This window comes from Pedobacter fastidiosus (assembly GCF_014306625.1).
GTDB classification, from domain to species: Bacteria; Bacteroidota; Bacteroidia; order Sphingobacteriales; family Sphingobacteriaceae; genus Pedobacter; species Pedobacter fastidiosus.
Window position 1 is genome coordinate 12,958 of sequence record NZ_JACRYL010000021.1, and the last position, 24,493, is coordinate 37,450.

The 24,493-nt window shown below is 43.5% G+C and carries 21 protein-coding genes; 1 reads left to right on the forward strand and 20 read right to left on the reverse strand.

Annotation, left to right across the window (positions count from 1 at the left end; translation table 11 throughout):
• Positions 1-97 precede the first annotated feature (97 nt).
• Both H7U22_RS18765 and H7U22_RS18770 read right to left on the reverse strand, forming a co-directional pair.
• Positions 98-1,369 carry a sensor histidine kinase gene (locus H7U22_RS18765; RefSeq protein ID WP_187072880.1) on the reverse strand — a complete coding sequence of 424 codons (1,272 nt, stop codon included), beginning with the start codon at positions 1,367-1,369 and terminating at the stop codon, positions 98-100.
• Positions 1,366-2,043, reverse strand: a complete 678-nt coding sequence (locus tag H7U22_RS18770; RefSeq protein ID WP_187072881.1) for a response regulator transcription factor — start codon at positions 2,041-2,043, stop codon at positions 1,366-1,368. Before H7U22_RS18770 ends, H7U22_RS18765 begins: the two co-directional genes overlap by 4 nt.
• 179 nt (positions 2,044-2,222) lie before the next feature.
• Here H7U22_RS18770 and H7U22_RS18775 point away from each other — a divergent pair, with 179 nt between their 5' ends.
• Positions 2,223-2,687, forward strand: coding sequence for a PepSY-like domain-containing protein (locus H7U22_RS18775; RefSeq protein WP_187072882.1), 465 nt, complete (start codon positions 2,223-2,225; stop codon positions 2,685-2,687).
• 86 nt (positions 2,688-2,773) lie between these two features.
• On the opposite strand, the gene H7U22_RS18780 is transcribed toward H7U22_RS18775, so the two are convergent.
• The 18 genes from H7U22_RS18780 to H7U22_RS18865 all read right to left on the reverse strand — a co-directional run bounded on the left by H7U22_RS18780 (position 2,774) and on the right by H7U22_RS18865 (position 24,420).
• Entirely contained in the window at positions 2,774-3,190 is a 417-nt protein-coding gene (locus H7U22_RS18780; RefSeq protein WP_248284802.1) for a DedA family protein, read from the reverse strand.
• Between the two features lie 351 nt (positions 3,191-3,541).
• Entirely contained in the window at positions 3,542-6,148 is a 2,607-nt protein-coding gene (locus tag H7U22_RS18785) for a DUF5686 and carboxypeptidase-like regulatory domain-containing protein (RefSeq protein WP_187072883.1), read from the reverse strand.
• Between the two features lie 78 nt (positions 6,149-6,226).
• A complete protein-coding gene (locus H7U22_RS18790; protein WP_222621901.1) occupies positions 6,227-6,727 on the reverse strand; it encodes a DUF2147 domain-containing protein in 501 nt (166 codons plus the stop codon).
• The gene (locus tag H7U22_RS18795) at positions 6,714-7,568 is read right to left on the reverse strand and encodes a sterol desaturase family protein (protein WP_187072885.1); all 855 of its coding nucleotides are present in this window, start codon (positions 7,566-7,568) and stop codon (positions 6,714-6,716) included. The genes H7U22_RS18790 and H7U22_RS18795 overlap by 14 nt, the downstream gene beginning before the upstream one ends.
• Before the next feature lie 26 nt (positions 7,569-7,594).
• A complete protein-coding gene (locus H7U22_RS18800) occupies positions 7,595-7,783 on the reverse strand; it encodes a hypothetical protein (RefSeq protein WP_222621902.1) in 189 nt (62 codons plus the stop codon).
• A gap of 84 nt (positions 7,784-7,867) precedes the next feature.
• Positions 7,868-8,689 (reverse strand): DUF4249 family protein, encoded by an 822-nt coding sequence (locus H7U22_RS18805; RefSeq protein ID WP_187072887.1) that lies wholly within the window; start codon positions 8,687-8,689, stop codon positions 7,868-7,870.
• Between the two features lie 2 nt (positions 8,690-8,691).
• On the reverse strand, positions 8,692-11,229 hold the full coding sequence (locus H7U22_RS18810) for a TonB-dependent receptor (protein WP_187072888.1): 2,538 nt from the start codon (positions 11,227-11,229) through the stop codon (positions 8,692-8,694).
• A gap of 12 nt (positions 11,230-11,241) precedes the next feature.
• Positions 11,242-12,279 carry a FecR family protein gene (locus tag H7U22_RS18815; protein WP_187072889.1) on the reverse strand — a complete coding sequence of 346 codons (1,038 nt, stop codon included), beginning with the start codon at positions 12,277-12,279 and terminating at the stop codon, positions 11,242-11,244.
• A 24-nt stretch (positions 12,280-12,303) separates the two neighbouring features.
• Positions 12,304-12,894 (reverse strand): RNA polymerase sigma-70 factor, encoded by a 591-nt coding sequence (locus tag H7U22_RS18820; RefSeq protein WP_187072890.1) that lies wholly within the window; start codon positions 12,892-12,894, stop codon positions 12,304-12,306.
• A 113-nt stretch (positions 12,895-13,007) separates the two neighbouring features.
• A complete protein-coding gene (locus H7U22_RS18825; RefSeq protein ID WP_187072891.1) occupies positions 13,008-14,015 on the reverse strand; it encodes a YncE family protein in 1,008 nt (335 codons plus the stop codon).
• A gap of 95 nt (positions 14,016-14,110) precedes the next feature.
• Positions 14,111-14,773, reverse strand: coding sequence for a phosphatase PAP2 family protein (locus tag H7U22_RS18830; RefSeq protein ID WP_187072892.1), 663 nt, complete (start codon positions 14,771-14,773; stop codon positions 14,111-14,113).
• Positions 14,763-17,807: an efflux RND transporter permease subunit gene (locus tag H7U22_RS18835; protein ID WP_187072893.1), complete on the reverse strand. Its 3,045-nt coding sequence runs from the start codon at positions 17,805-17,807 to the stop codon at positions 14,763-14,765. The genes H7U22_RS18830 and H7U22_RS18835 overlap by 11 nt, the downstream gene beginning before the upstream one ends.
• Before the next feature lie 2 nt (positions 17,808-17,809).
• A complete protein-coding gene (locus H7U22_RS18840) occupies positions 17,810-18,733 on the reverse strand; it encodes an HlyD family efflux transporter periplasmic adaptor subunit (RefSeq protein WP_187072894.1) in 924 nt (307 codons plus the stop codon).
• 2 nt (positions 18,734-18,735) lie between these two features.
• Positions 18,736-19,977 (reverse strand): TolC family protein, encoded by a 1,242-nt coding sequence (locus H7U22_RS18845; RefSeq protein WP_187072895.1) that lies wholly within the window; start codon positions 19,975-19,977, stop codon positions 18,736-18,738.
• Between the two features lie 81 nt (positions 19,978-20,058).
• Positions 20,059-21,570 (reverse strand): glycosyltransferase family 39 protein, encoded by a 1,512-nt coding sequence (locus H7U22_RS18850; RefSeq protein ID WP_187072896.1) that lies wholly within the window; start codon positions 21,568-21,570, stop codon positions 20,059-20,061.
• Between the two features lie 63 nt (positions 21,571-21,633).
• The gene (locus H7U22_RS18855) at positions 21,634-22,425 is read right to left on the reverse strand and encodes a phosphatase PAP2 family protein (RefSeq protein WP_187072897.1); all 792 of its coding nucleotides are present in this window, start codon (positions 22,423-22,425) and stop codon (positions 21,634-21,636) included.
• A gap of 67 nt (positions 22,426-22,492) precedes the next feature.
• Complete coding sequence (locus H7U22_RS18860) at positions 22,493-23,746, reverse strand: sensor histidine kinase (protein ID WP_187072898.1); 1,254 nt, start codon at positions 23,744-23,746, stop codon at positions 22,493-22,495.
• Positions 23,743-24,420: a response regulator transcription factor gene (locus H7U22_RS18865; protein WP_187072899.1), complete on the reverse strand. Its 678-nt coding sequence runs from the start codon at positions 24,418-24,420 to the stop codon at positions 23,743-23,745. The genes H7U22_RS18860 and H7U22_RS18865 overlap by 4 nt, the downstream gene beginning before the upstream one ends.
• Between the last annotated feature and the right edge of the window lie 73 nt (positions 24,421-24,493).

Sequence of the window (24,493 nt, forward strand, 5' to 3'; positions counted from 1 at the left end):
TGATTGTAACCAAAGTTATGGAAATCGTTTTCAATTTTTAAAAGTGCTTATCTTCATCTGTCCAAAAACAATGATATAGGCCAAAGAACCTTAATTTTCAAGAAAATCCCACCTGAAAAGAATGCATCCGATTTGCGTAACTGTAGTGTATTTCCCAGCCATTCAAGCGGCAAACCCTTAGAGCGAGCGCCAACCCAAGTCCCCAGCTTTCAGTTCGGTTGCTGCTTTTGTAAAAACGTTCGAACAGTTTATCTGACGGTATTTCTGCACCGTTACTACTATTAGAAATTGAGAAACAGTTTTTTCGGATCACAATTATTATCTTTCCCCCGGCAATATTATGTACAAATGCATTCTTGATCAGGTTTGATAAGAGCAGGTCTATCAACATTTTATTCCCAAGTAACTGATTTTCCTCGGTATTGGAAATATCAACTGATATTCCCAGTGCTGTCTGTATATCCTCAAACCTCTTTATAATATCCGCAGTCAATGCTTTAATATTGACTGATTCATTTTCGGGAAATTGTCCATTCTCAATTTTGGCCAGCAGTAAAAGGATTTTGTTCAGTCTTGTCATCCGTTGATTGGAATCGATAAGGGATTGAACGATACCTGACTGCGTGTGAGTGAGATCGGGGTCATCGATAAGCTGTTCAAGTTTATACTGGTTTATAGACAATGGTGTCTGAAGTTCGTGAGAAGCATTTTCGATAAACTGCTTTTGGTTTTCAAAGGTACCTCTGGCCCTTAAGGTCAGGTGCGTAATAGATCTGTTCAGCTTATCAAATTCCGCTATCCACGAGGCACCTATCTCCAGTTTTTCTTTACCTTCAACCTGAAATTCATCCAGTTTGGACAAAGTTCTGTGAAATGGCCGCCATAGCGCACGCGAAAAAAAGAGCGTGGCAATAACAAAAGTGAATACCATGAGTACCAAAACCAGAGATATTGTTTTTGTTATGCTGGAAACAATGGCCTCCTTTTCCATCTGTGGCACAACAATCTCCAGACGGTATTTTTTTCCTCCAATTTGAACTATACTGGTGAGCTTTTTGAAATCATACGAGTCTTCTTCACCTTTTTCATAAATCGCTGTATCGCTGAGCATATCTTTTGCCCTGCAGTTAATGGGTACCTTGGAAAGTCTAAAATCAGTAAAGTGAAAGGCGTCATTGGGCAACTTATCCCCATTTTTTGTGATTTCGGTCAATATCCGCTGTTTTCGGTTATAGAGTGCTTCATCCGTGCTTTCTGCCACTGCTTTCTGCACAATAAAAAAAAATGCAGAGTAAAAGCCCGCCGTCAACAGACCGAAAATCAGCAGATAACCAATCGAGGTGAGGTTGAGCAGTCTGATTGTCCTCATGATCCGATCAATTGATATCCAACGCCATATATGCTTTTTATTTCAAGTAATGCTCCTGCAGCTTTAAGTTTGCGCTTGAGGTTCTTTAGGTGTTGAAAGAGAAAATCAAAAGAATCTACCGAATCGATATGGTCTCCCCAGATATATTCGGCCAGCGCATTCTTGCTGATGATCCTATTCTTGTTGGCCGTGAGGTGCTGGAGGATTTCAAACTCTTTTTTGGTCAGGCCCAGTTCCGAGGTATCTATCATGACAGTTCTAAGATTAATATCAATCTTAAGGTTGTTAAATGCCAATAGACTGGAGGAACCAAATTTACTCCTTCTGATAATGGCCTGGATACGCGAATTGAGTTCAGAAAAGTGAAAGGGTTTGGTCAGGTAGTCATCTGCTCCCAAATCCAGCCCCTTAATCCTGTCATCCAATGAATCTCTTGCAGAGGTGATGATCACACCGTTGCTCCTGCTTATTGTTTTTAAATATTCTAAAAGCTCCAACCCACTGCCGTCCGGCAGATTGATATCAAGCAGGATGCAATCATATTCATACAAAGATACCCGTTCCTTTGCTTCACGGTAGTTTCTGGCAACATCTGCGAGGTATTTTTCCTTTCTGCTGAAGGAAAGCAGGGATGAAACCAACTCTGTTTCGTCCTCCACAATCAAAAGTTTCATAATCAGAATGCTTAGTCCCTAAAGTTAAGGTTCAATTCTGGAGCAAAACTGATTATTGGACAGTCGATGTTATATATCAAGTTTGCCCTAAAAATTTTAAAAAACAAGACTAAACACCCAAAAACTTAGCAAATACTCAGAATTGGGTTGTTCATTTGTGTAAATAAAAATCAATTTACATGAAAAAGATTTCAATAATGGCAATTGTTGCTCTTCTGGGAGGAGCATTATATGCACAAACAAAACCGATTACCATCCCACCTGCTGTTAAAGCGGCATTTGCCAAAAAATTTCCGGCTGCAACCGGTGTTAAATGGTCTAAAGAAAATGCAACAGAATTTGAGGCAGAATTCAAAAACGGAGCAGTTGAACAGGCAGCGAACTTTGATGCATCAGGAAACTGGGTAGTAACCGAGACTGAAATGAAAAAAGCCCAGCTTCCAGCAATAGTTGTAAAAGCGGTCGAAACAGAACTTAAGGGATTTAAGATTGAAGATGGTGAAAAAGTGGAGAAACCCAACGCAGCGGTGATCTATGAAGTGAAGGCTGAAAAAGGTAAGCTAACCTGTAGCGTTCATGTTTCAGCCGATGGCAAAATCCTTAAGAAAGAGGTGGAGAAAGAAGAAAAAGAGAAAAAAGACTAGTAGCTTTGAATTTAAACGGAAGGGCTGTCCAATTATTGGGCAGCCCTTTATCTATACAGATTATCACCACTCCTCCCGGGCACCGGTTAGGGATCTATTTCTTTGAGGCCTTCCTGTATCTCATTAAGCTGTAGCCTGCTTTTAACGGCAGCCCAGATAGCAGGAAGCAGACTCACCCCGATGATGAGCAATACCACCACATCGAAATGGGTTTTAAACCATGGAATCTGGCCCAGAAAATAGCCGGTATAGAGCATAATGAGGATCCAGCATACTCCACCAATTGCATTATAGGTAAAAAACCTTAAAATGGCATCTTTGCAATACCGGCAACAAACAGGGCTATGGTACGGAATATGGTCTTGAAACGGCAAAAAACAATGGACTTTGCCCCATGCCTGTTGAAGAATGCCTGCGCATCGAGATGGTATTTCAATTTGAGTATTTTTTTTCCTTGAAAACGCCTGGGCCAAAAAGGCTGCCCAGTTTATAGTTGAGCGCATCGCCAAGTATGGCAGCGGCACAGAGGATAACGAACATCAAGAAAATGTTCAGCGGTTTTATCACCAGCAATCAAGGCGCCTCTTGCAAACAGTAAAGAATCACCTAGCAGAAAAGGGATCACAAACGGGCCTGTTTCAGCAAAAATAATAGGAAAAGGATGAGATAGGTTAGCGTACGGTATCGTTGACAATTACTGCTATGTGTTTATCGATATTCAGGATAAATCAAAAACCTGATGTATAACTTCCAAAACTTATATTGATTAATAAATGGATCGTAACCGCCCTTTTAGGTGAGCAAGGTCTAGGCGCGAAATTAAATGGCAATTCTGTAGGGGTGCCAATGTGATGCTAAAGTTCAGTACCGATGGTAAAGCGCAGACCGATCGGGCTTACGCCTGGATGGTTAAGATAGCCGATGCGTTTAATTACATCAACACGGAGTACCTTTAAAATGTTCCCAATGCCTAAACCCACTTCTGCATAAGGTGCATTCCCAAGTGGAAAAGTCGACTGGCTTCCGGAGGAACTGCTGGGAAATCTGAACAGATCCGGGTGTAAAAATGGATTGTTTTGAGCCCTAAGTCCGCCGTAGATAATCTTGCCTGAAACGAATTCCCTAAGTTTTAAATGTTTGATAAGGGGAACCTTATTTAGTAAAAAACCACCGAAGGCGTGGGTGATATCGAGCCCGATATAATGGTCGCTTACAAATTCCAGAAAATTCATGCTGTTGTAGGCACTCTTGTCATAGAGGTAGGTCTGGTTGGCCGGCAAGATTGAGAGCAGCGGAAAGGGAACCCTTCCCAGTACCGATCCCCCCAGAAGGGTAATATCTGAATAACCCAGCTGCGAGAGGTAAAACCTTTTGTAGATATTTGCACCAAGGGATAAATAGTTATAACCCGAGCCCAGAACACCTTTTGCACCATAGGCAGCCTGCATGGAGAATATTGGATATTTGCTCTTGATGGTATGCCTGTTCTCGGACCCCATAAAGATCTGCTCATACGGGGCATAACGCAGGCCCAGACTAATCTCGGAAGTGGTGATACTGCTCAACCTTTCCCCTTTTCCTGTTTGAAAAACCAGATTATCTGCAGGATTCTGGTACCAGTACTTTAGCCCAATGTTAAAAGAGAGATGATCCGGAAAATCCCTTACATAATTTGCCTTAAATATCCGGTTATACAGCCATAGGTCGTTTTTGCCGCGGGTAAAGGAACCCAGGATACTCTGGAACTTATCAATCAGGAAATTCTGTCCGGGGATATCGGTATCATACTGATAGCTTAGCTTTAGGTAATTACTGGGGTAGCCCCAGGCCGGATTGCCGTTAAAGGCATAAGTAGTGGCGAGGCAATACTTCCACTTCTGGTCTTTAAGGCCGTATGCGGTATAACCTTCAAGATAAATATTATGGTTAAAATCTTTCGTGGTTCTGCCACCTATGCTTATCCTACTTCCCTCCAGCGAATTAAAGGAATAAAAACTTCCGTTTGGCCCCAGCTGTACCGGAACAATATCGGCATATCCTGCCGTTACGAATTTGGCCAGCCATACTGTCCTTTTATAGGAAGGCATTGTCTGGAGGCTATCAATATGTCTGTACACCAGTTTTTGAGCCCCAGATAGGCTATCGGTACGCAGACTATCCCAGGGCTTGTCTGCCGCCGCTTTTGAAAAAAACGCTACCTGGTCCACTTTTCCCTGATAGAAATCTGCTGTTAATGGAGAATGGAGCTTGTAGCCGGTATAAGAAACGGCCCTATTGCCCAGTACCTTGGTTCCTTTCTTTTTCATCAGTCCAAAATCCGATTGAACATTGCTTTTACTCAGGTAAAACCTTCCATCGGGATACTGCTGAAAGTCCTGCCTGATATCCATTCTTCGCACAAAGTTGATATTTATATGTTTATTGATCGAGAGCAGGTCTGATTTTACGGCATAGCGGCCATCCATGGTAATATACAATTTTCCTTCAAAGAGCAGATCGCCAAGGTTTCTGGGTGTAAAACTGATCTCAACAAGCTTTTCCTTTCCTGTTTTTAATGTATCGGTAATAAAAAACTTGTAAAATTCCGGCGCATGATCGGCGATGGGGCTCAGGAACTGATTGGTGAGCACAAAGATATTGTTTGCATAGATATCGGGATTTCCATAAAGCCTGTTCAGGTAGATATCAAGCGCAGCGCTATCGATAAGTGTGCTATAGTTTACCTCCTTATGCGCCCTGAGTATCCTAATTGTCTTCGAAGGCATTTCCCTCGAATAAACATCCGAATATTTTTCTCCCATATACACCGGCAATGCTGTTTTTATACTGTCGCCGATCATCATAGTGGAATCGAGCAGGAACTTATATTTCGAGAAAACCTTCGATTTCAGGAACTTTTCGGGAAGATCAAAAAAAGAAAAATTAATGCGTTCGTACTGGTGGTACTCCAGGTAATCGGCATTCTGCATGCTATTTGCATTCTTGTGGTCTATTACCTGCTGGATGAGCGATACAGCCGGATTATCCTTATTTTTATAATGCGTTTTGCCCGTTACATGGACAGATACCTCTCCGAGCTGGTTATCACTTCCCGCTAGCATTATATTCAATGTCTGGGTCTTACCTGGTGTAATCAACTTGATCACGGTTTTGAAGCCAACAGAAGAAAACTTAAGCTGCATAGGCTTTGCCTTGGTCATAATGCTGTACCGGCCATCCCCATCGGTCTTGACCGTGGCCTGCCCCCCAGCAAAACTTACCGTAACACTGGGGAGCGGCTGCATAGTGGATGCATCAAGAACCTGCCCATTTACAACAGTTGGGACCTTATGCACTGCCGAATCCAGAAGCTTCACAGTTCCTTTGCTATCAGAGGCTTTAAACAGGCTATCCCGCCTTTGACCGAAGAGCATAAGTGGAAACAGGAGAATCAAAAAAAATAAAATTGGATTAACTTTCATCAGATTGAGAATATCGTTTATAGTTATTTAACATGGCCATTGCACAAAAACAAAGGAAATAGGTTTCAGGCTACCTAATTACCGGAAATCCTTTTTTTGCCTATTGAAGACAATCCTCTTAAAGGAAACGGACTTACTTAAAAACTCAAAATGCCAATAACCCTTAACTTTTAATATACCATCCCGCTCCAGGCTTACGACCGAACTCCAGTCGCGGCCACTTAAGGGGTCATAAATCAATCCGTCTTCCCATCTTCCCGAAGAAGGGTTGTAGTTCAATCCACTAAGGATTTCCATGCCCAACAGTTTTCGTTTCCTAAGCTGAGGATTTGGATTATGACTATCGCATCTGCTCTCCATCGGCCTCGAAATGATGTCTTTGTCGGTGAACCACATTACGGTGGCCTTAAAAGCCCTGCCCTCTTTAGATATATTTACCACAACGTTCTTCTCAAGAGACAGCCAATCGCCGAGGATCTGATCTTCAGCACTGCACACAGTGGATCTGGTGCCGTGCGAAACCTGCATCGAAAAAATCAACAGGAACGAGGCAAGACTCTGTTTGCTAGGGATTGACATAAAGTTTTTGAGGTATAGGTTCGCTACTGGCTTCTGCTTCCTGCTTTTTCTCCTTTTTCAGGAAGGGGTAGGCAAGTAAATTTGGGAAAGTCCTGATCTCTGAAGGGCTGACGGTATCAATGCCGAAATTGATCTCCGATACTTCAAGTTCCCGGTAGGTTCCGAAGAGCCTGTCCCAGATACACAGAATATCTCCATAGTTCGAATCGGTGTACGGCATGCTATCATGATGATGGACCTTATGAAGCCCCGGGGTAATAAAAACCCACCTAAGAATGCGTTCCAGTCTTGCGGGATAGGAAATAGTGGTATGGGCCATCAGGTTTGAAAAACTCTGGATGAACTGCCGGATAAGCAAGATGGCCAATGGAACACCTGACAGGTAAACAGTAAGTACCATAAAACTGACCCTGATAAAGGTTTCCCCCGGATGTTCCCTTACAGTTGTAGAAACATCAAGCTCGGTATCGCTGTGGTGGATAAGGTGAAAGCTCCATAAAAATGCAGTTTTGTGCATCATGTAGTGGTAGATGTATTCGAAGAAATCCATAACCAAAAAGCCCATAAGAAACCTGATGGCGAAACTGGATGGTAAGGGCAGCCTGTTCAATATACCCAGCCCCTGATCGGCTGTATATTCACTTACCTTGATTACGGCAAGCGTCAAAGGCAATTGAACCAGTGTCGCAGTTAACAAAAAGTGGAGATTGAGTACAGTGTGGCGCCATTTCTCCCTCAAGGGTTCCTTTCTGAAAAGGATTTCAGCATTCCACAGGGCGATGACAAGGGTGGCAAAGAAAAAGAGCTGGAGTGTAGTTGAATGATCTGGCTTACCGTTCATGGGAAATCGGAATAAATGATATGGGATTATTGATTATTTTCATCTGCAGAATAGTCCCCGGCCGGTAAGGGCTGATCGTTTTCGCCACACTGGTCAGTTTCAATAACCGCTATGTTAACAGAGGGGTTTGAGCGTTGAAATGGGGTAACAAGCAGCAGCCACGGTATCAACAACTGCATTTTTGCATTGAGATTTTCTTTTTGCAAAGGGTCCATAATTTGTTTTTTATTAGCAGGACAGCAAAAAGAAAAAATAGTCCTATACAGGGCAGCAAAAAAAACCAAAAAAAGATCAGAAATTTATCTGATGAGCTCGGCAACGGTAAGCGACCTCTGGGAGACATCGCTACAGTGAAAGAAGCCCAGAGCGCTGCCAGAGACATTTCCCTTTATCACGCCTGGATTTGAAGAAAACAGGCTCTTCCAATCTGTTTCCTGAAAAAGACTATACAGATACCGCTCGTAGGATTGCGAAATTGAGAATTGATATACCGTTACACTGTCTGTTGGAGCGCAAACATAATCGGTACGCTGTTCTAGCACTGGAGAAAGCGCATAAGGAGTTGCGTAAGTATGCATATAACGGAAATCCTGGCTTTGATCAAACCTCCCTGGCGACCATGCCTTTCCGCCCGGTAGCCTGTAAAGAAACTGTGATGCCATGTTTCCGTTAAATATATGTTTGGGAATAGAAAGTGTAATTTTTCCATCCTCGATGTTCGATCTCAAGTTTAGTTCACTGTTTTTGGGAGTTACATTTTTTTTCAGGGTATCCACAGCCTCAAAAGATTTTCCGTTACAGGATATTTTTAGGTGGTAAGCCTTACCGAACATATTGTTATCCAGTAATACCGCGCTGTACACACCGGGCACTGAGGTAAGCTGTAATGGGACGTTGTTTATGGTTACAACAGCATCATTAACTGGGGTAACATCTCCCTGCGCAGAAAAAGATGGTTTGCTCAAAAAAATATACTGTTCATCCGAACCGGTAGTAACGCCGCCCTCAACAACCAAGGGGATATCCTGTTGTGCATCAGGAAGCACCACTTTATCAACCAGTTCCTTTTTGCAGGCGAAGGCTAAAAGCATAACAATAAATAATCCAAGACGTTTTTTCATCGCTAAAATCTAAAACTGTAAGAAAATGTGGGAAGTATCCCCGAAAAGGATTCTTCAAATCCTATGTTTTTTGCCGGCTCAACTGTTGTGATCCTATAAAATAGTGGATTTCGCCTATCGTAAACATTATAGATACCAAAGTTCCATGTACTTTCAACTTTTTTTGCCTTATCTGGTGTAGTCCTGTTTTTTGGATTGAGCTGCAATACAATATCAAGCCTGCTAAAGTCGGGCAGCCGGGCATTGTTCCGACCTTCATATATGGGTACTTTTATTCCATTGTTCAGGTAAAAGCCCACCGGAAGCGTGGTAGCTTTTCCACTGCGGTAATTGAAGAGCGAGGAAAGCACAAGTCTGGAGCTCAAAGGATAACTTAATGAAACCCTGAGGTCATGTGGAGTATCATATCCGGCGGGATATTTTTCACCCCCATTGATTTCTGCTGTTGTCCTGAAAGCCCGTGAATAAGTGTATTCTAATCCCACAGCTCCCTTGCAAACGTTATGGTGCACCGAAAGCTCGAGACCGTAGGCGGACGACCTGCCTACCCTTATTAACTGCTCATAGTCAGGGTTAAGGATGATCTGGGCATGATCCACAAGATCCAGTTGGTTATGGGAATTCCTAGTGTAGGCAGAAAGGTTGAATGAACTGTTATGCATGCCGAGATAGCTGAATGTGGCAAAAAAAAAGTCTGAGCGCTGTGGTGCAACAGTTGGCCCGGAGGAAATATAAGTATCGATAGAAGAATAGGCCTGCTCATTGTTCTGCAAGACCTGAAGGTGCTGTACGGTTCTATTGTAGGTAAATTTCAATAACCTGTTCTTTTTAATGGTGACAATAAGCTGCGCCCTGGGCTCGAGGTTATAACTCGACCAGGAAGGGCCATAAATATTTGTTCCGATCTCACTGGACTGGTTAAAAATCCCTGCCCTAAGCCCATACCTTACCTGCAAAAAGCGTGAAAATTCGAGGTCATGGTCAAAGTACAATGCATACTCCAGTGCCGACACACGGTTAAGGCTTGTCGTTTTGTCATCAACCAGGGTTTCACCCGGCCTTAAATGGTGGCGGGTGCCTATCACTCCGAACTGCATATGGTTTCCCCTGCCATTATTATAGGCTAAATCAGCCTTTAGGGTAACATCCCTGATCCCGGTAAGCCATTCGTTGTTGGATGACTGGTTACCATTAAGGCTAAGATCGCTCCTGTAATTGCTATAAATGGCAGAAAAGTTCATAAAAAGCCTTGGTGTATAAATATGGTTCCACCTGAAGGTCATTGTGGTATTGGTCCAGTTATTACTATAATTGTCCTGGGAAAAAAGATGATCAAACCCATGGTAAAGTGATAAATATACCCTATCCTTTATACTTAAGATATAGTTTGTCTTAAAATTAAGATCATAATAATTGGCATTGACATTAAAAAAGCCATAACCGGCATTGAACAGATCTGTCAAACTTCTTCTTGCTGCAAAAAGATAGGAACTTTTGTTTTTGATGAGCGGCCCTTCGGTTGCCAGTCGGGCCGAAAGCAGGCTAAATCCCCCTTTTAGGTGATAATCGGTCAGGCTTCCTTCTTCCAGCCGTGTATCTACTACCGAAGATAGTCTTCCACCGAACATGGCGGGGATATAGTCGGGATAGAGCTCAACATTTTTCACCGCATCTATATTAAGGACAGAAACCAGACCCAAGAGGTGCGTTGGGTTGTAAATCGGTGCCTCATCGATCAGTATGAGATTCTGGTCATAGTCTCCGCCCCTTACCGAGAGTGCCGAGCTGCCTTCTGAAGGGTTCTTTACACCCTGCTGCATCTGAAGGGCCTTCATCACATCAACTTCGCCAGCAAAATAGGGCATTTTTTTGGTGTTCTTCAGCGATAGTCTTCTCACCGAACGTACCATTTCGAGTGAGTCTTCCGAGAGGGAACTGGCATGTATGCTGATCTGTTCAAGCTGATATGTTTTTTTTCCGAGGTGAACGTCCAGATAGCTATCCTGATTGAGAACAATAGGTGTTGAGTAGGTATTGTAGCCCAAATAGTCAACGGTCAAGCTGTAAATTCCTTGGGCCAGCGAAATTGAAAAGTAGCCATATTGGTTGGAACTCTGCTTTTCCCCGTTGATTTCGAGTATTGCCCCGATCAGGTTTTCGCCCGTCTCTGCATCCTGCACAATCCCATGGATTGTAAGGCTGAGCTTTGCTCCTTTAGTGATCACGATTGTGCCTGCAATGAGCTCAAAATTAAGTGCTGTTCCATCAATAAGAACAGAAACAATTTTGCCCATACGCTGATTGATGAAACTTTGTGCCTTTATGGTGATATTGGGCATAATCTGGGGATCAAATGCAATAGAGAGCCCGCTTTGCTTCTGCAACTGCTCTATTGCCCCTGAAAGGGTTCCTCCGGTTAACGATATCGTAATTGATTTACTTAAAGGGTCTTCCTGTGCAAAGCAGTTCCCATGGAACCACAGGCATACACTTAGGCATATGATGATCGTTTTTACGCAGGATTGATTCCTATTGGCCAATTTTCTTTTGTTTTAACTTCCGTTGGTTCTCACCTGTTTTCTTTTTTCCTGAAGATAGATTATCCCAGCCTTTTCTAAAAATTCCAGATTTAATGCGACACAGATTACCGAGAGCACATCACTTAATGACCTGTCTTTGAATTCGGCAGTAAAATGCCTTTTCAAGGTAAGGGAACCCAAAATCCTGATTTTTCTGTGATAGGCCAGTTCCAGGCTCTTTGCAACTTCGTTTAAGCTGGCATTATTGAAAACCAGGTGATGGTCAACATAGGCCATGTAATTGAGGTCACGGATGCTGTCCCGATGCATGTGCCCAGTTTTGGTTTGGTAGGTTGCTGTTTCTCCGGCTTTCAATATGGCTTTTGAAATTTCAGATCTGTTTTCATGGATGCTGATGATACCAGAGCGCACTGAAACTTTAAGCTGTTCTCCATCAATTCCAAAATTGAAACTTGTGCCGATATCCCTCACGGAGATATTTCCATAACTGATTGAAAAAGGCTTATTGGGATTGTGTACGATAGCTAAAAAGCATTCGCCATTTAGTAATTTTACCGCTCTAGAACGGTGAAAACTCCGCTTAGAGTAAGCTATACTGGAATTTGCATTCAGTACAATTTTCGAACCATCAGGCAGGGTAAATCGGGCAGTTTCCGTATGGGTTGAGGACAGCACTACCCTATCCTGTTGCTGAAAGATGTAAATGGAAGAAAAGATGAAAAGAAAAAGCACCGCAGCTGCTCCGACCCATCGCAGGTAAACCAATGAGAGATTTTTTCTGTTCTCTGGTTTATCAATATTTTGTCCGGCCCTGAGTTTTTGGTGCAGGGAGGTGATCGAAATCTCCGTATCGAGCTGTCTGTAAATTTTTAGCAGTTCAAGATTGTCGGCATTTTCGACCATCTCCCTATAGGTTTTCTCGTTGGCAGGATCCTGTTTTCTCCAGACAATTAACTGTTCAGTTTCATGCTGGGATATATTGCCTTCCATTTCATCAAAGATGAGCTGAATGTAAAATGATTCTCCTTTAGTCGGGTCAAAGTTCTCCATATTATTCGCTAGACAGTACCAAAGTTAAAAAGACCTATATAAAGTCAAGATAATAATAAAAATGAGGATTATTGGATATTCGAGGTGCTCTTTCAGCTTTTTGTAACCGTAGGTAAGATGGTTTTTAACCGTCTTGATGGATATATCAAGCCTATAGGCAATATCCTGCTGTTTTAGCTTTTCGAATTTGCTCATCAAAAGTACTTTTCGGCATTGCTCGGGCAATTCCTCAATTGCCCTTTCCAGTGCTATTAGCTGCATTTCAAGTGCTTCAGCCTCATCCGTATGATCATTTTGGGCCAACTCCCCGATCTCACCGAGATCGGTATATCCCTTTACTGTTTTCTCGTGCTTTAAAGCGTTCAAAGAGGTATTCACTACTGCCTTCGATAGATAACTGGAAAGAGAATAGCTGAGTACTGGTGGGTTTTTCAAGTTCCAGATCTTAATAAATACATCATGCACAATCTCTTCGGCCATTTCCTGGCTACGCAGATGGCGGAAAGAAAGGATATATAACCGCTTATAATGGCATCGGTACATCCCGTCGAATGCCTTAATGTCCTTCATGGAGATTGCATTAAGGATTTCCTGATCGCTGATTGCTGTTTCCATAGTGGTGGATGGATGATATTTTATTATGAGGTTGCAAAGGAATTTAAAACGACAGCAGATATCCGGCCCATGTTAATTGCCCGTCAGCCATTAACATGGGCGGGATATTTAATCTATTTACCAAATTCGAGCACCCTGAACGTACCGGAAACCCTTTTTGGACGCTGGGTAGCATCCGTGCTTTTTTCGAATGATGCCGTTGGAAGAAAGAGATTGTGGGTAAGGGGGTCAAGGGCAATCGTTCTTGCGCCAGGTTCCGATCTGATCGTTTCCTGAACGATGAACTTATCGGCCGAAACTTCTTTAACTGCGGTAATGGTTCCCTCGCCATTCGAGCTATAGGCCATTTTGGTTACAGGATCAAAAACCACACCGTCTGATCCATCGCCTATGGGTAAGGTTGCAATATGATTTCCTGTTTTTGCATCCAGGATGATCATCACCTTGTTTGCGCACACCGTAAAAAGTCTTGAAGTAGCCCGGTCGATGGCAAGGCCTGAAGGCTCTTCGCCTCCTTTGAGTTTATACCTGGAAAGTATTTTGAAGGTGCCCGAATCAAAACATACAATTTCACCCGTATCCTCAATGTTCACGTAGATCTTCCCTTTCCCATCAGAAACCCCGGCTTCCGGCTTTCCCCCCAGGGGAATGGTTGAGAGGACCTGATCGGTTGTGGGATCAATTATCGTAGCATCACTGCTCTTTCCATTGAATACAAATACTTTTTTAGAAAAATCGTCATAAAAAGTGGCATCAGGATTTTGTCCTACTTTTATCGTAGCCATTACCATAAAATTTTTCAGGTCGAATACCGTACAGGTACCTGCCCTGCCATTGGTCGTGTAACCTTTTCCAACCGGACCCGCAACGGCAATCCCGTGAACACCCTGTGTATTGTGGATTACACCAACTGAATCACCGCCATTTTTGCTCAGGATATTCACCTGGTTCCCATGGGACAGATAAATATTATTGTTCTTTCCATCTATTGTGAGATAGTCCCAGCCGCCATCGCTCTGGATCTTATGGGTTGCCAATAGGTGCATACCTGGCTTTTGCTGAGCAGAAGCGGCGATGATCATACCCAATAACATAATTGCACTTAAGAAGTTCTTTTTCATTTTGTTCTTTTTTGTTGAGTTGGATTTTTAGTATAAATTAAGGGTAAGAGTCTGTAGTAAAACTGTAGTTTGACCTGCAGCGATGAATATTTTTCCTAAAGTCTAAAATCTGAAAAATATAACCGGATGAGCCCATAAAGACATATGATGCCGAGCAGATAACCTGCCAGTACATCCGTTAGCCAATGTGCTCCCAGATACACCCTTGAAATAGACACAAGAGCGATCATTGTCATACTTGATGTAGCTATCAACAGCTTTAACAGGACCGGGATCTTTTTGAGCCGGTACATCAGAAAAACCACAAAACCGAAGAATACCGTATAGAAGAGTACGTGTCCACTGGGATAACTCTGCTGCCTGGTAAGTTCGATTACCCTGACCAGATCTTTAGCTGGCCTTGGCCGGTTTACAAAATATTTCGCTACAGAACTGACCAGACCGGAGACTAAGGTAAAAAGCATAAACAATGCTTCTTTCTTTTGTTTCATCAGCAGGAGGACAATAGATGAGGCCAACACCAGGGGCACCATATATTCAATGTAGCCAATGCTGCTAACCCCTTTCATGAAAGTATCAAAAAAGGCATTGCCATGTTCCTGTACCTCTGAAGAAAACCAGCGGTCTAGCGTGGTGGGCGGAAATACCACTACCATAATTGTTAGGATCGTAAATCCAAGTACCGCGACCAGCGTAATATAGCTTGCGGCTTTTTCTGTAAAAACCGCACCCGGAAATTTAAAACGATCAAGATTCATTTCTTTCTTCTTTGCTGGTGTAAAATCTTCTGATCAGACTTGGAAGTGCAATGAGCAAAAGTGGGAGCGCAACAGTAAATCCTCCGATAACCGCAATAGCCAGCGGCTGGTGGAGCTGTGCTCCAGCTCCTATACCAAGGGCCAAAGGCATTAACGCGATGATTGCCCCCAGTGCCGTCATGAGTTTTGGCCTCAACCTGGTCGAGATGGCAAAAGTGATCGCATCATCTACATTTTTTTCGTGCAGGGATTCTTTAAACTGTAAAAAGGTAAATATGGCATTCTCCCCGATGATCCCCACGATCATGATCAGCCCGGTATAACTGCCCACATTTAAGGGTGTACCCGTCAGCAGTAGCGCCAGATAACTTCCAGAAATGCCCAACACCGAAATCAGCAGGATCAGAAAGGCAATCTTAAAGTCCCTGAAAAGAAACAGGATCACACTGAATACCAGCAGGCTCGAGGCGATCAAAATGGTTAACAGCTCAGAAAAAGACTGCTGTTGCTCTTTATAGGCTCCGCCATACTCGACATGGTAGCCCGAAGGGAGGTTAACCTTGCTGCTAACCGCCGCCTGGATATCCTTCATTACACTTCCAAGATCCCTGTTGTCCAACCTGGCAGTAATGGCACCAATGGTCTGCAGGTTCTCCCGCTCCACCTCGGCGTTTCCTGATTGAAGATCTACTTTGGCAAGGTTCTGGATGGGCACCGCTGTCCCGTTTGGAACGAATATCTTAAGGGCAGCAATGTCCGATATGCCAAAGCTCCGGCTCCCAGGATACACCATCCTGATTGGCGAAAGCTGTTGTTTATCGTAAAGGTCACCGATTACATTTCCCTGCATAGCCGTTTGCACCTGCGCCTGAAAAGAAAGCGGGGTAATGCCATATTGAGAGAGCATGGCAAAATTGGGCTGTATGTTAACCGTTGGGCCAGATAATATGATCCCATCGAATACATCCGCAGTTCCGCCTACCTTCGAAACCAGATCTGCAACCTGCTTGGAGAGTACCTGAAGTTGCTGCTGGTCATTTCCAAAAATCTTGATTTCAATGGGCTGCGTTGAACTCATCAGATCACCCAGCATATCGCCGATAACCTGACCAAAATCGACCACAAGTGCAGGCTGGGTATGCTCAATATGGGTCCTGATGTCGGAAATCACCTCATCTGTAGTTTTGGTACGGCCCGGTTTCAACTGGATCAGATAATCTCCGGTATTCGGCTCGGTGATAAAGAAACCCATCTGCGTTCCAGTCCTCCTTGAATAGGCTTGGACATCCGGAATTTTGACAATTTCCTTTTCCACTTCCCTCAGCATCCTGTCGGTTTCCTCAAGTGAAGTTCCAGGAGGGGATGCATAATCCAGTACGATACTGCCTTCGTCCATTTCTGGCAGGAAGCCCGTTTGAAGCCTTGGGAAGACCAGTACAATCGATGCGATAAGCACAAGGATAAACAGATAAGAAATATATGGCCGCTTGATGAAAAAGCGTACCCAGTTCTGCGATTTTACCTCATGAACGATTGCCTCTTTCCCGGATGCATTGCTGTGTGAGTTCCTGGTCAGCAGCAGGTAGATTACCGGCAGCCCGATCCAGGTGACAAAAAATGAGCAGACCAGGGTAATGATCATGGTATTGGTCATCACCTGAAAGTAAGAACCTGCCACCCCGGTCATCAGTACAAATGGAATAAAAATTACAATGGTACTGATGGATGAGCCCAGCATGGCCGGGAACAGATAGCTGATAGCCTTACTGAGCAGGGTTACGGTTGGATCATCGGGATGTTCTTCATGCGTCCGGTGAATCTGCTCTACCACAACAATGGCATCATCAATGATCAGGCCAATGGCTGCTGCAATGGCACCAAGGGTCATGATATTCAAAGAATACCCGATAAAATAAAGCACGATCACGGTAAGGCATAAAGTAACCGGAATGGTAATAAGAATGGTGGCGCTGGCCTTTAAAGACCTAAGAAAGATAATGGCTACAATAATAGCGAGGGCAAGTCCGATCCATAAACTGTCACGGACACTTTTAACGGATTCGTTAACGAAATCAGCCTGCACATAATAAGGTTTGATGCTCACTCCGGAGGGTAGAATATTTTTAAGCTGCGAAACCTTCGCAGCCATCTGTGCAGAAAGATCCACAAGGTTCGCATTTGGCTGTTTGATTACCGCGATCAGTATGCCGTCTTTCCCGTTGGCATTGATGCGGGTATATTCCACGCTCTGCTGGATGTTCACCTTGGCCACATCAACTATCCGGACCGTCCTGTTCCCCTTTCTGGTGAGTACCAGTTGTTCCAGGTCGCTTTTGGTTTTTACCGTGGCATCGGTTACCGAGAGGTAAAGGAAATTATTGTCGGACAGATAACCGTTGGATTTTATAAAATTGGTCTGCGAAAGGGCTCCCGAAATCTGATCTGGGGAAATCCCGATCGACTGCATTTTCTGCATATCGAGCTCCAGCCAGTATTCTTTGGTCTTGCCCCCGATCACACGGATTTCCGAAACCCCATCAACCTGCGACAGAAAGGGCTTTACGGTATAAGTCGCTATTTTTTTTAGTTCGACAGGAGAATAATTGTGGCTTTCCAGGCTATATCCGCTAACAGGGAGTATAGAAGGGTTCATCTTTTCTACCGATATATTTACACCCGCGGGAAGCGTGGCGGAGATCTTTGCGATCTGCGATTCGATCCGTTGCTGGCTCAGATCGATATCTGCCCCAGGGTTCATGTAGGCAGAAAGCTCACAGCTGCCGCGGCTGGTGGTACTTCTTACCAGTTGTAGATCGGGAACCTGTTTTACTGCATTCTCCAAAGGCCGGGTAACGGTAACCACCATTTTATCTACCGGCTGAAGTTCCGCATCGGCAATGATCTTGATCTTGGGAAAGGTAATTTCTGGAAAAAGACCTGTCTTAAGCTGCTGGAAGGAATAAACACCACCAACTAGGATGATGATCAGGACTGCCAGGATGGGATTTTTATGGGAGATAAAGAAGTTTTTCATGGCTATTTCTGTATTTTAACCTTGGCGGTATCGGCGATACCATAATTTCCGGTTTTGATGATCCTGTCTGTTTTTGCAAACCTGGGATCGAGTACCTCCATTAATGAGCTGCTTTCAATCCCTTTCTTCACGTTCACTTTTACCGCTGTTGAATCGTTGATCATTTTCATTACCCAAAATTCATCTTCAGTCTCGTTAGACAGCACTGCCGATTTGGGGAGCACCTGTGCCTGTGGATGGCTGAGCTTGGTCAATCTCACTTTGGCGATCAGCCCTTCTGGAATATCCTTGCCTGAATACACCTTGACGATATATCGTTGGGTCTGCGCAAGGGAATCTACCGATGGCATGGTACCCGAAACCGATCCAGCCAGTTTGGTCCCATCGGGCAAAAGCACGTCTAATGATTTGTTCTTAGCGATAATCTGATTGAGTTCATAAGGGAGATCGAGCAGGAACACCAGACTGTTACGGTTACTGATCGTTGCCAGTGCCTCTCCATCCTGAACATAGTCTCCGTTCTGGTGATCCACCTTTACAATGGTACCTGCCTGGCCCGATCGGATATTGGAAACACCTGAAAACTTAAAGCCGGGATCGAGTTTATTTACCGTATTGCCGATGGAACGGGCCTCCTTGGTGATCAGGGTAAAAAGCAGCTGACCGCTTCCAACCTGCTGGCCCGTTTTTGCAATCGTACGCTGAACGTAGCCATTGATATTGGCCTTTACAAAACTTTTTTCAAGATAAGCAGAAACAGCCGATAGCTCAACATATTCAGATAGGGCGCTATCTTTAGGACTGGTTACCTGCACTGGTATAACAGGAGAAGGTGTATCCGTTACCGTAGGATCTGTGCTATTGCATGCCCAGAGGCAGGAAATTACTGCCATGGCGGCGAAAGTTAATTTTAAATATTTTTGCATGGTTATCTGTTCCAGTAGTTAAATTGGTTGATCAGTTTCAATCTGTTGATATTGGTCTGCCTCAACAGGTTCTGGGCAGAGAGGTAATTGTTAATGGCGATAATAAAATCAGATACCTTCAGATCGCCTGTATGGAGCAGTTTGCTGTCTACATCAATAAGTCCTTTGCTAAGGCGGATCTGCTCGTTGATTTTTCCAAAAAGGGCATCAGTCTGTGAGAGCTGCTGACGGATCAGGTTAATCTGCTGGGTCCGCTGACGGGTAAAAAATTCGCGGTAACCGGCAACGGTATTGGATGAAATGGCCAGTTTATCATACTGCATCTTTCTCTGGTGGCCATCATAGATCTGTACCGAAAAGGTAAAGCCTAAGCTGGCGCCAAAGTTCTTATAGGGCTGGAGTACCAGTGATGAGCTATAGCCTCCATTGGCATGGATACCAAGCTTGGGTTTATAGTTAAGATCGATCCCTTTCCGCAGGTTAATATTTTTTATGCTATCCAATTCAAAGCGTTTGGTAAAAAAACTTTTATCACCCGAAAACACTTCACTTTGCAGTTTGGGTGCTGCAAGGCTTACCTGTGTGGTATCGGTTATTCCGGCAAGATAATTAAGTGTTGCATAGTCATTTTTGAACTGCAGTTCTGCCTGTTTCAAGCTAAGCTGCTGCTGTTGGAGGGTAACCAGAAAGGTGAGGTATTCTGATTGCTTATAGATATTACTGCGGGTGAGGGTTTTTAGCAATTTTTCTTCCCTATCCAAAAGTGCGACCACTTCGCGGTTAAAGTCTACCTGCTGTTGACCGGCAAAAGCAGTAACATATTGATCAATAATTGATTTGTTGAGGTCAAAGAGCGATAGCTGACCTGCATATCTGAGCGAATCACTCTGGATCCTGATCCCCTCAAGCTGGTTATTGATACGCTTTTTATTCAGCAGGTCGTAATTCACATTTAACATGGCCTCGAGTGCCTGGCCATTGGTAATGACCTCATCGTAACCATACCCATGTATGATGGGGGCATAAAGGCCGGTACCGGTTCCTGTCACCTGCGGCTTTGCAGTTGCCCTGATGATCAGGCTATCAATTCCGGCTGACTTGCGCTGGTTCTCAAAATCTTTAAGTACCGGGCTTGATAACCTGGCCTGGCTCAAATAGTAATCCAGGTTCTTTACGGCTTCCTGTGCCCTCACCATGGTACCTGAAACAATCAGTAAAACGGTAGCGAATAGTTTATAGATCATGTTTATTTTTATTGTTTTAAACTTTTCCACACGTCGCAGGATAAAGGATTCTACTGTTATACAGACTAAATTAACACCAGATTATGGAGCAATTCTGTAGTTGTCCCTTTTAGCATATTTGTATCCACGACAGATATATACATGGAACTTGCGGATGGGATGCCCGCCATGGTTTATGATAACCGGCTTAAGCTGTTTAACGGACTTAAAGTAGGCCAGCACTGCGGAGGGCGGAACAGTATCCATTTTCTCACTCTTGAACTGGGGATCGGAATCCACGAAAACTGCATCTTTCCCGTTCAGCGCACTTAGGTCAGTTCCGATGAAATCAAACTGCAGTGCATTTTCTCCGATCACATTCTGTCCGTAAACAAAATTTTCACTGTACAGGTTAAGCTCCGCAGAAGTCTTATAGCTATCTGCCGAGAAAATAAAATCGGCATGCTGCTGTTTTCTGATCATTTCAACCTGATCGGAAAGCGGCCTCCATCCCACCCAGGTATCATCAGATTTAATGGGAAAGGGATAAAAGAGAATTTCTGCAAGAAGGCCCAGGTGAACTATAAAGGATATGATCACCTGTATACGGAGCCACTTTTTGCCGATAAAACTTCCCGCCAAAATAGTTCCGGTAATGTAAGCGGGCATCATCCAGTTGATTTTGATCCAATAAATCGGCGAGAGCAAAAGGAAAGTAAGAAATATGGGCAGAAAGAAACACAAAAGGAATACACCAGTTGTTGGCATCTGGCTCCAGCGGTTGGAATAGGTCCTGATCAGTTTAAATGCCGAGTAAAGCACCGCAATAAAGAGTACGGGAATCAACAATGCCAACTGATGACCGAAAAGCCCAAGCACAAATTTTGGTTTTAAGGTAAATGCCGCAGCCTCATGCATCCGCTGTGTGCCCTGAAAGGCGAATGAAGCGAAATGGTTGTTCACATTCCAGATGATTACAGGTGAGGCTACAGCCACCATTATCAAACAGCTTAACCATGGCCACATTGTTAAAAGGTATTTCCTGTTGGCATCTGAGAGCAATAAGAACAGGATCATGCCAGCGGGAAGAAATACGGCGGTATATTTACTATGGAAGGCCAGTCCCATCAGTACCCCCGCTAAAATCCAATAAAATCTTTTTCCATTAAATATGGCTTCTTGAAGGGCAATAAGCGAAAGTGTCCAGAAAAAAAGCAATGGTGTATCAGGGGTTGAGACCAGCGAAAGAATGCTGACCATCAGTGTACTTAAGAATAATATGATGATCTTTTCGGCTTCGAATTTGGGAAAGAATCTGATGGCCAACCTGTAAACTGCAATACAGGTCATTAGGGTCAACAACGAGTCAGCAAGCTTTATGGCCAGAACGTTCTTGCCCAGTACCGATGTAAATATCCGGAGCAGATAGGCAATTGCAGGGGGATGATCGAAATAGGAAAGTGCAGGATGCTGGGAATAGAAAAAATAATAAGCATCCTGGGGCATGGGTCCCATGAAAAATATGGAAAGGAACCTGATCAATATGACCGTTATCAGCATATAGAAAGCGGTCTTTCCAAGAGCTGTACTTTTAAATCTTTTGATTAAATCCATAAACTTTGGGATAATGGCTTTCAAAAAATGGATGAAATGATACAGGTTCTTAATTAGAGCATTCTAAAACTTTCCGGAGAGCATAAGCCCAGTACTGCCTGGCTGATGGAACGGCATCAGGGTAAAGTTGCCTTCTTTCTTGGCAGTAAATAGACTCTTCATATAGGGATAGATCAGGTAGGCGATCTTGGTGGATGCAATACCGAAACCCGCTCCGGCCACCACATCACTGAACCAGTGTTTATTGTTGTACATCCGAAGTGTTCCTGTTGCTGTTGCTACGAAATAACCCGCATAACCTATCCAGGGATTTACATCCTTATATTCCTGATGAAGGAACTCCGCGGCCATGAAAGCGGAGGCTGTGTGCCCTGAGGGAAAAGAATTGGTCCCCGATTCATCAGGCCTCATCCTTCCTACCCCCTGTTTTACAAAATGAGTGGAAACACCCATAATGGCTGCCGAAGTTACGTATAACATAGAGGCATCGAACAGGTTGTGTTTCCCCCGGACGCCGGAAAGATTAAGGGCATAAACTGCAGCTGCCGGTGCAAACTGGAGATAATCATCCACGTGTGCTGCAAAAAGCGGATGGTCTTCCTGTAATTCTGCATTAGTGCTCACATCAAGCTGTTTAAGCGCTCCGTGATCGTAAACCGCAGCAAAGCCATAACCCATTAATACCACTGGGGCAATAAAAGCCGCTGGTCTGAATTTAGCTTTAGGGATAATGTTTCCGGTATACCATTTACGGGCAGAGTCTGCTGGAGCGGTTAGCGTAGAATCAATATTCTGTGCGGAACAAAAAGATATTGCGGTGATAAAAAATAGGGTGGAAAGAAGTAATCTGCGCATGACCTAAAGTTTTAATTGTTGATCAAAACTATCATGCAATTATGTAGCAAATCTGTAGTTATCGTCCTTAGCCTAAATAAATTGAAAAAAAATGCATGTTTCCGGCGTGGCTGTATTCAATATTGAATCCATAGAGGTTACAGATCTGTTTACTGATGGCCAGGCCGAGCCCCATTCCCTCGGATTCAGTAGACTTTGAAAAACGGTCGAACATCCGGTTCTGGATATTTAGTGTTTTTCCTGTATTGGATAAGATGAGTTTATGTTCGGACAATTCTATCCTAATTGTTCCTCCGCTGATGTTGTGCCTAACTGCATTACTAAAGAGATTGTTCAGAAGAATGTCGGCAAGATAGCGGCTCATGATTATTTTTTGATCTGAAAGATGCATTTCTATATGTAGTCCGTCACGTTCAAAAAGCTCGTGAAACTGACGTCTCTTTTCTTCGACCAACTCTTTCACATCAATTTTCCGCGCGTCAGAAATCAGGTTATTTTCGATCCTTGAAAGAAGTAAAAGCGACTGGTGCAATCGGGAAAGCCTGCCGGTAGCCTGATAGATATCTTCTAGCAGTGCACCCTGCTGCTCGCTAAATGGCTCTGTCTGCAAGAGCGAGTCGAGCTTAGAATTGATTACCGCCAGTGGTGTCATCATTTCATGCGAAGCATTATCGGTAAAGCTTTTCAGTTCTTTATAGTCCTGTTTCACTTTCTCTGCCATGGCGTTAACCGATCTGTTGAGCTCATTGAACTCATCTATCCGGGTCGGTTCGCCACTGATGGTGTCCATTTTGCTCACTTCAAAACCTTTCATCCGGTTGAGAATTGCAAAAAAGGGCCGCCAAAGCCTATTAAGCATAAAACGGTTGATCAATGTTAGCACAATTAAAAGAACAAGGGTTACTATAATGGTGATCAGCAATATAATCCTGACCAGATCTTCCGATTCGACACGTGACTTGGTAATGGTAACTAGAATATTTTTATCACCCAGTCTTACTGTAGTAATCAGGCTCCTTCCGGGTTCAATTTCCTTTTCCCTTGGATTATAATAGTTGGTATAGCTGAATTCCCTGATCCCATGGGCATTCCCGGTAACATTACCATAAGAAACCCTTTGATCTATATAACTGGCCGGGAGCGGAAGTTTTTGATAAGTATCGGTATATTGTCTGATCTCATTTTCTTCCACAACAAGATCCTTGTCAAGCTTATTGGTTAGGATCAGGTGAATGAAAAGGTAATAGATAATACCGGTAACAATCAGCACAATGACAGATGTTAGGATATTAACCCTATTGTAATGAGTGGATAACTTCATGCTTCTGCAAATTTATATCCAATGCCGTAAACTGATCTAACGTAATCCCTTGCGCCTGCCTCACTTAGTTTCTTTTTTAAATTTTTAACATGGGTATAAATAAAATCAAAATCATCAGACAGATCGATCTCGTCACCCCAAAGATGTTCTGCCATCGCATTTTTTGTGACCACCTTATTTTTATTTGACAGAAAATAAACGAGCAGGTCAAACTCCTTTTTGGTAAGGAAAACTGGCGTTCCGTCTATATTTACTTTCATGGCCCCAACATCGATAGTCATTTCATTGAACTTAATGACGCTATCCCCATCAAAATTCTTGCGCCGTACGATCGCGCTCACCCTTGCTTTCAGCTCTGAGAGGTGAAAGGGCTTTACAAGATAATCATCCGCGCCAAGATCAAGTCCCGAAAGCCTGTCATCGAGGGAATGCCTTGCAGAAATGATCAATACTCCTTCTTTTTTGTTCAGCTTTTTTAACCTTGATAAAATTTCCAGTCCTTCACCTCCCGGAAGTCCAAGATCCAACAGTATGCAATCGTAACTATACAGTTCTATTTTTTCTACCCCAGCCTCAAAATCGGCAGCATGTTCACATATATTCCCATCTCCGGTAAAATAGCTAAGAATGCTTTCATACAGGGCCTGTTCATCTTCGATAACCAATATTTTCATGGTATAAATTATTAAATTATGTAGGAATTTTAAAGCCAGCCCCTGGCTAACTGGGTCTATTGATCAACCACCA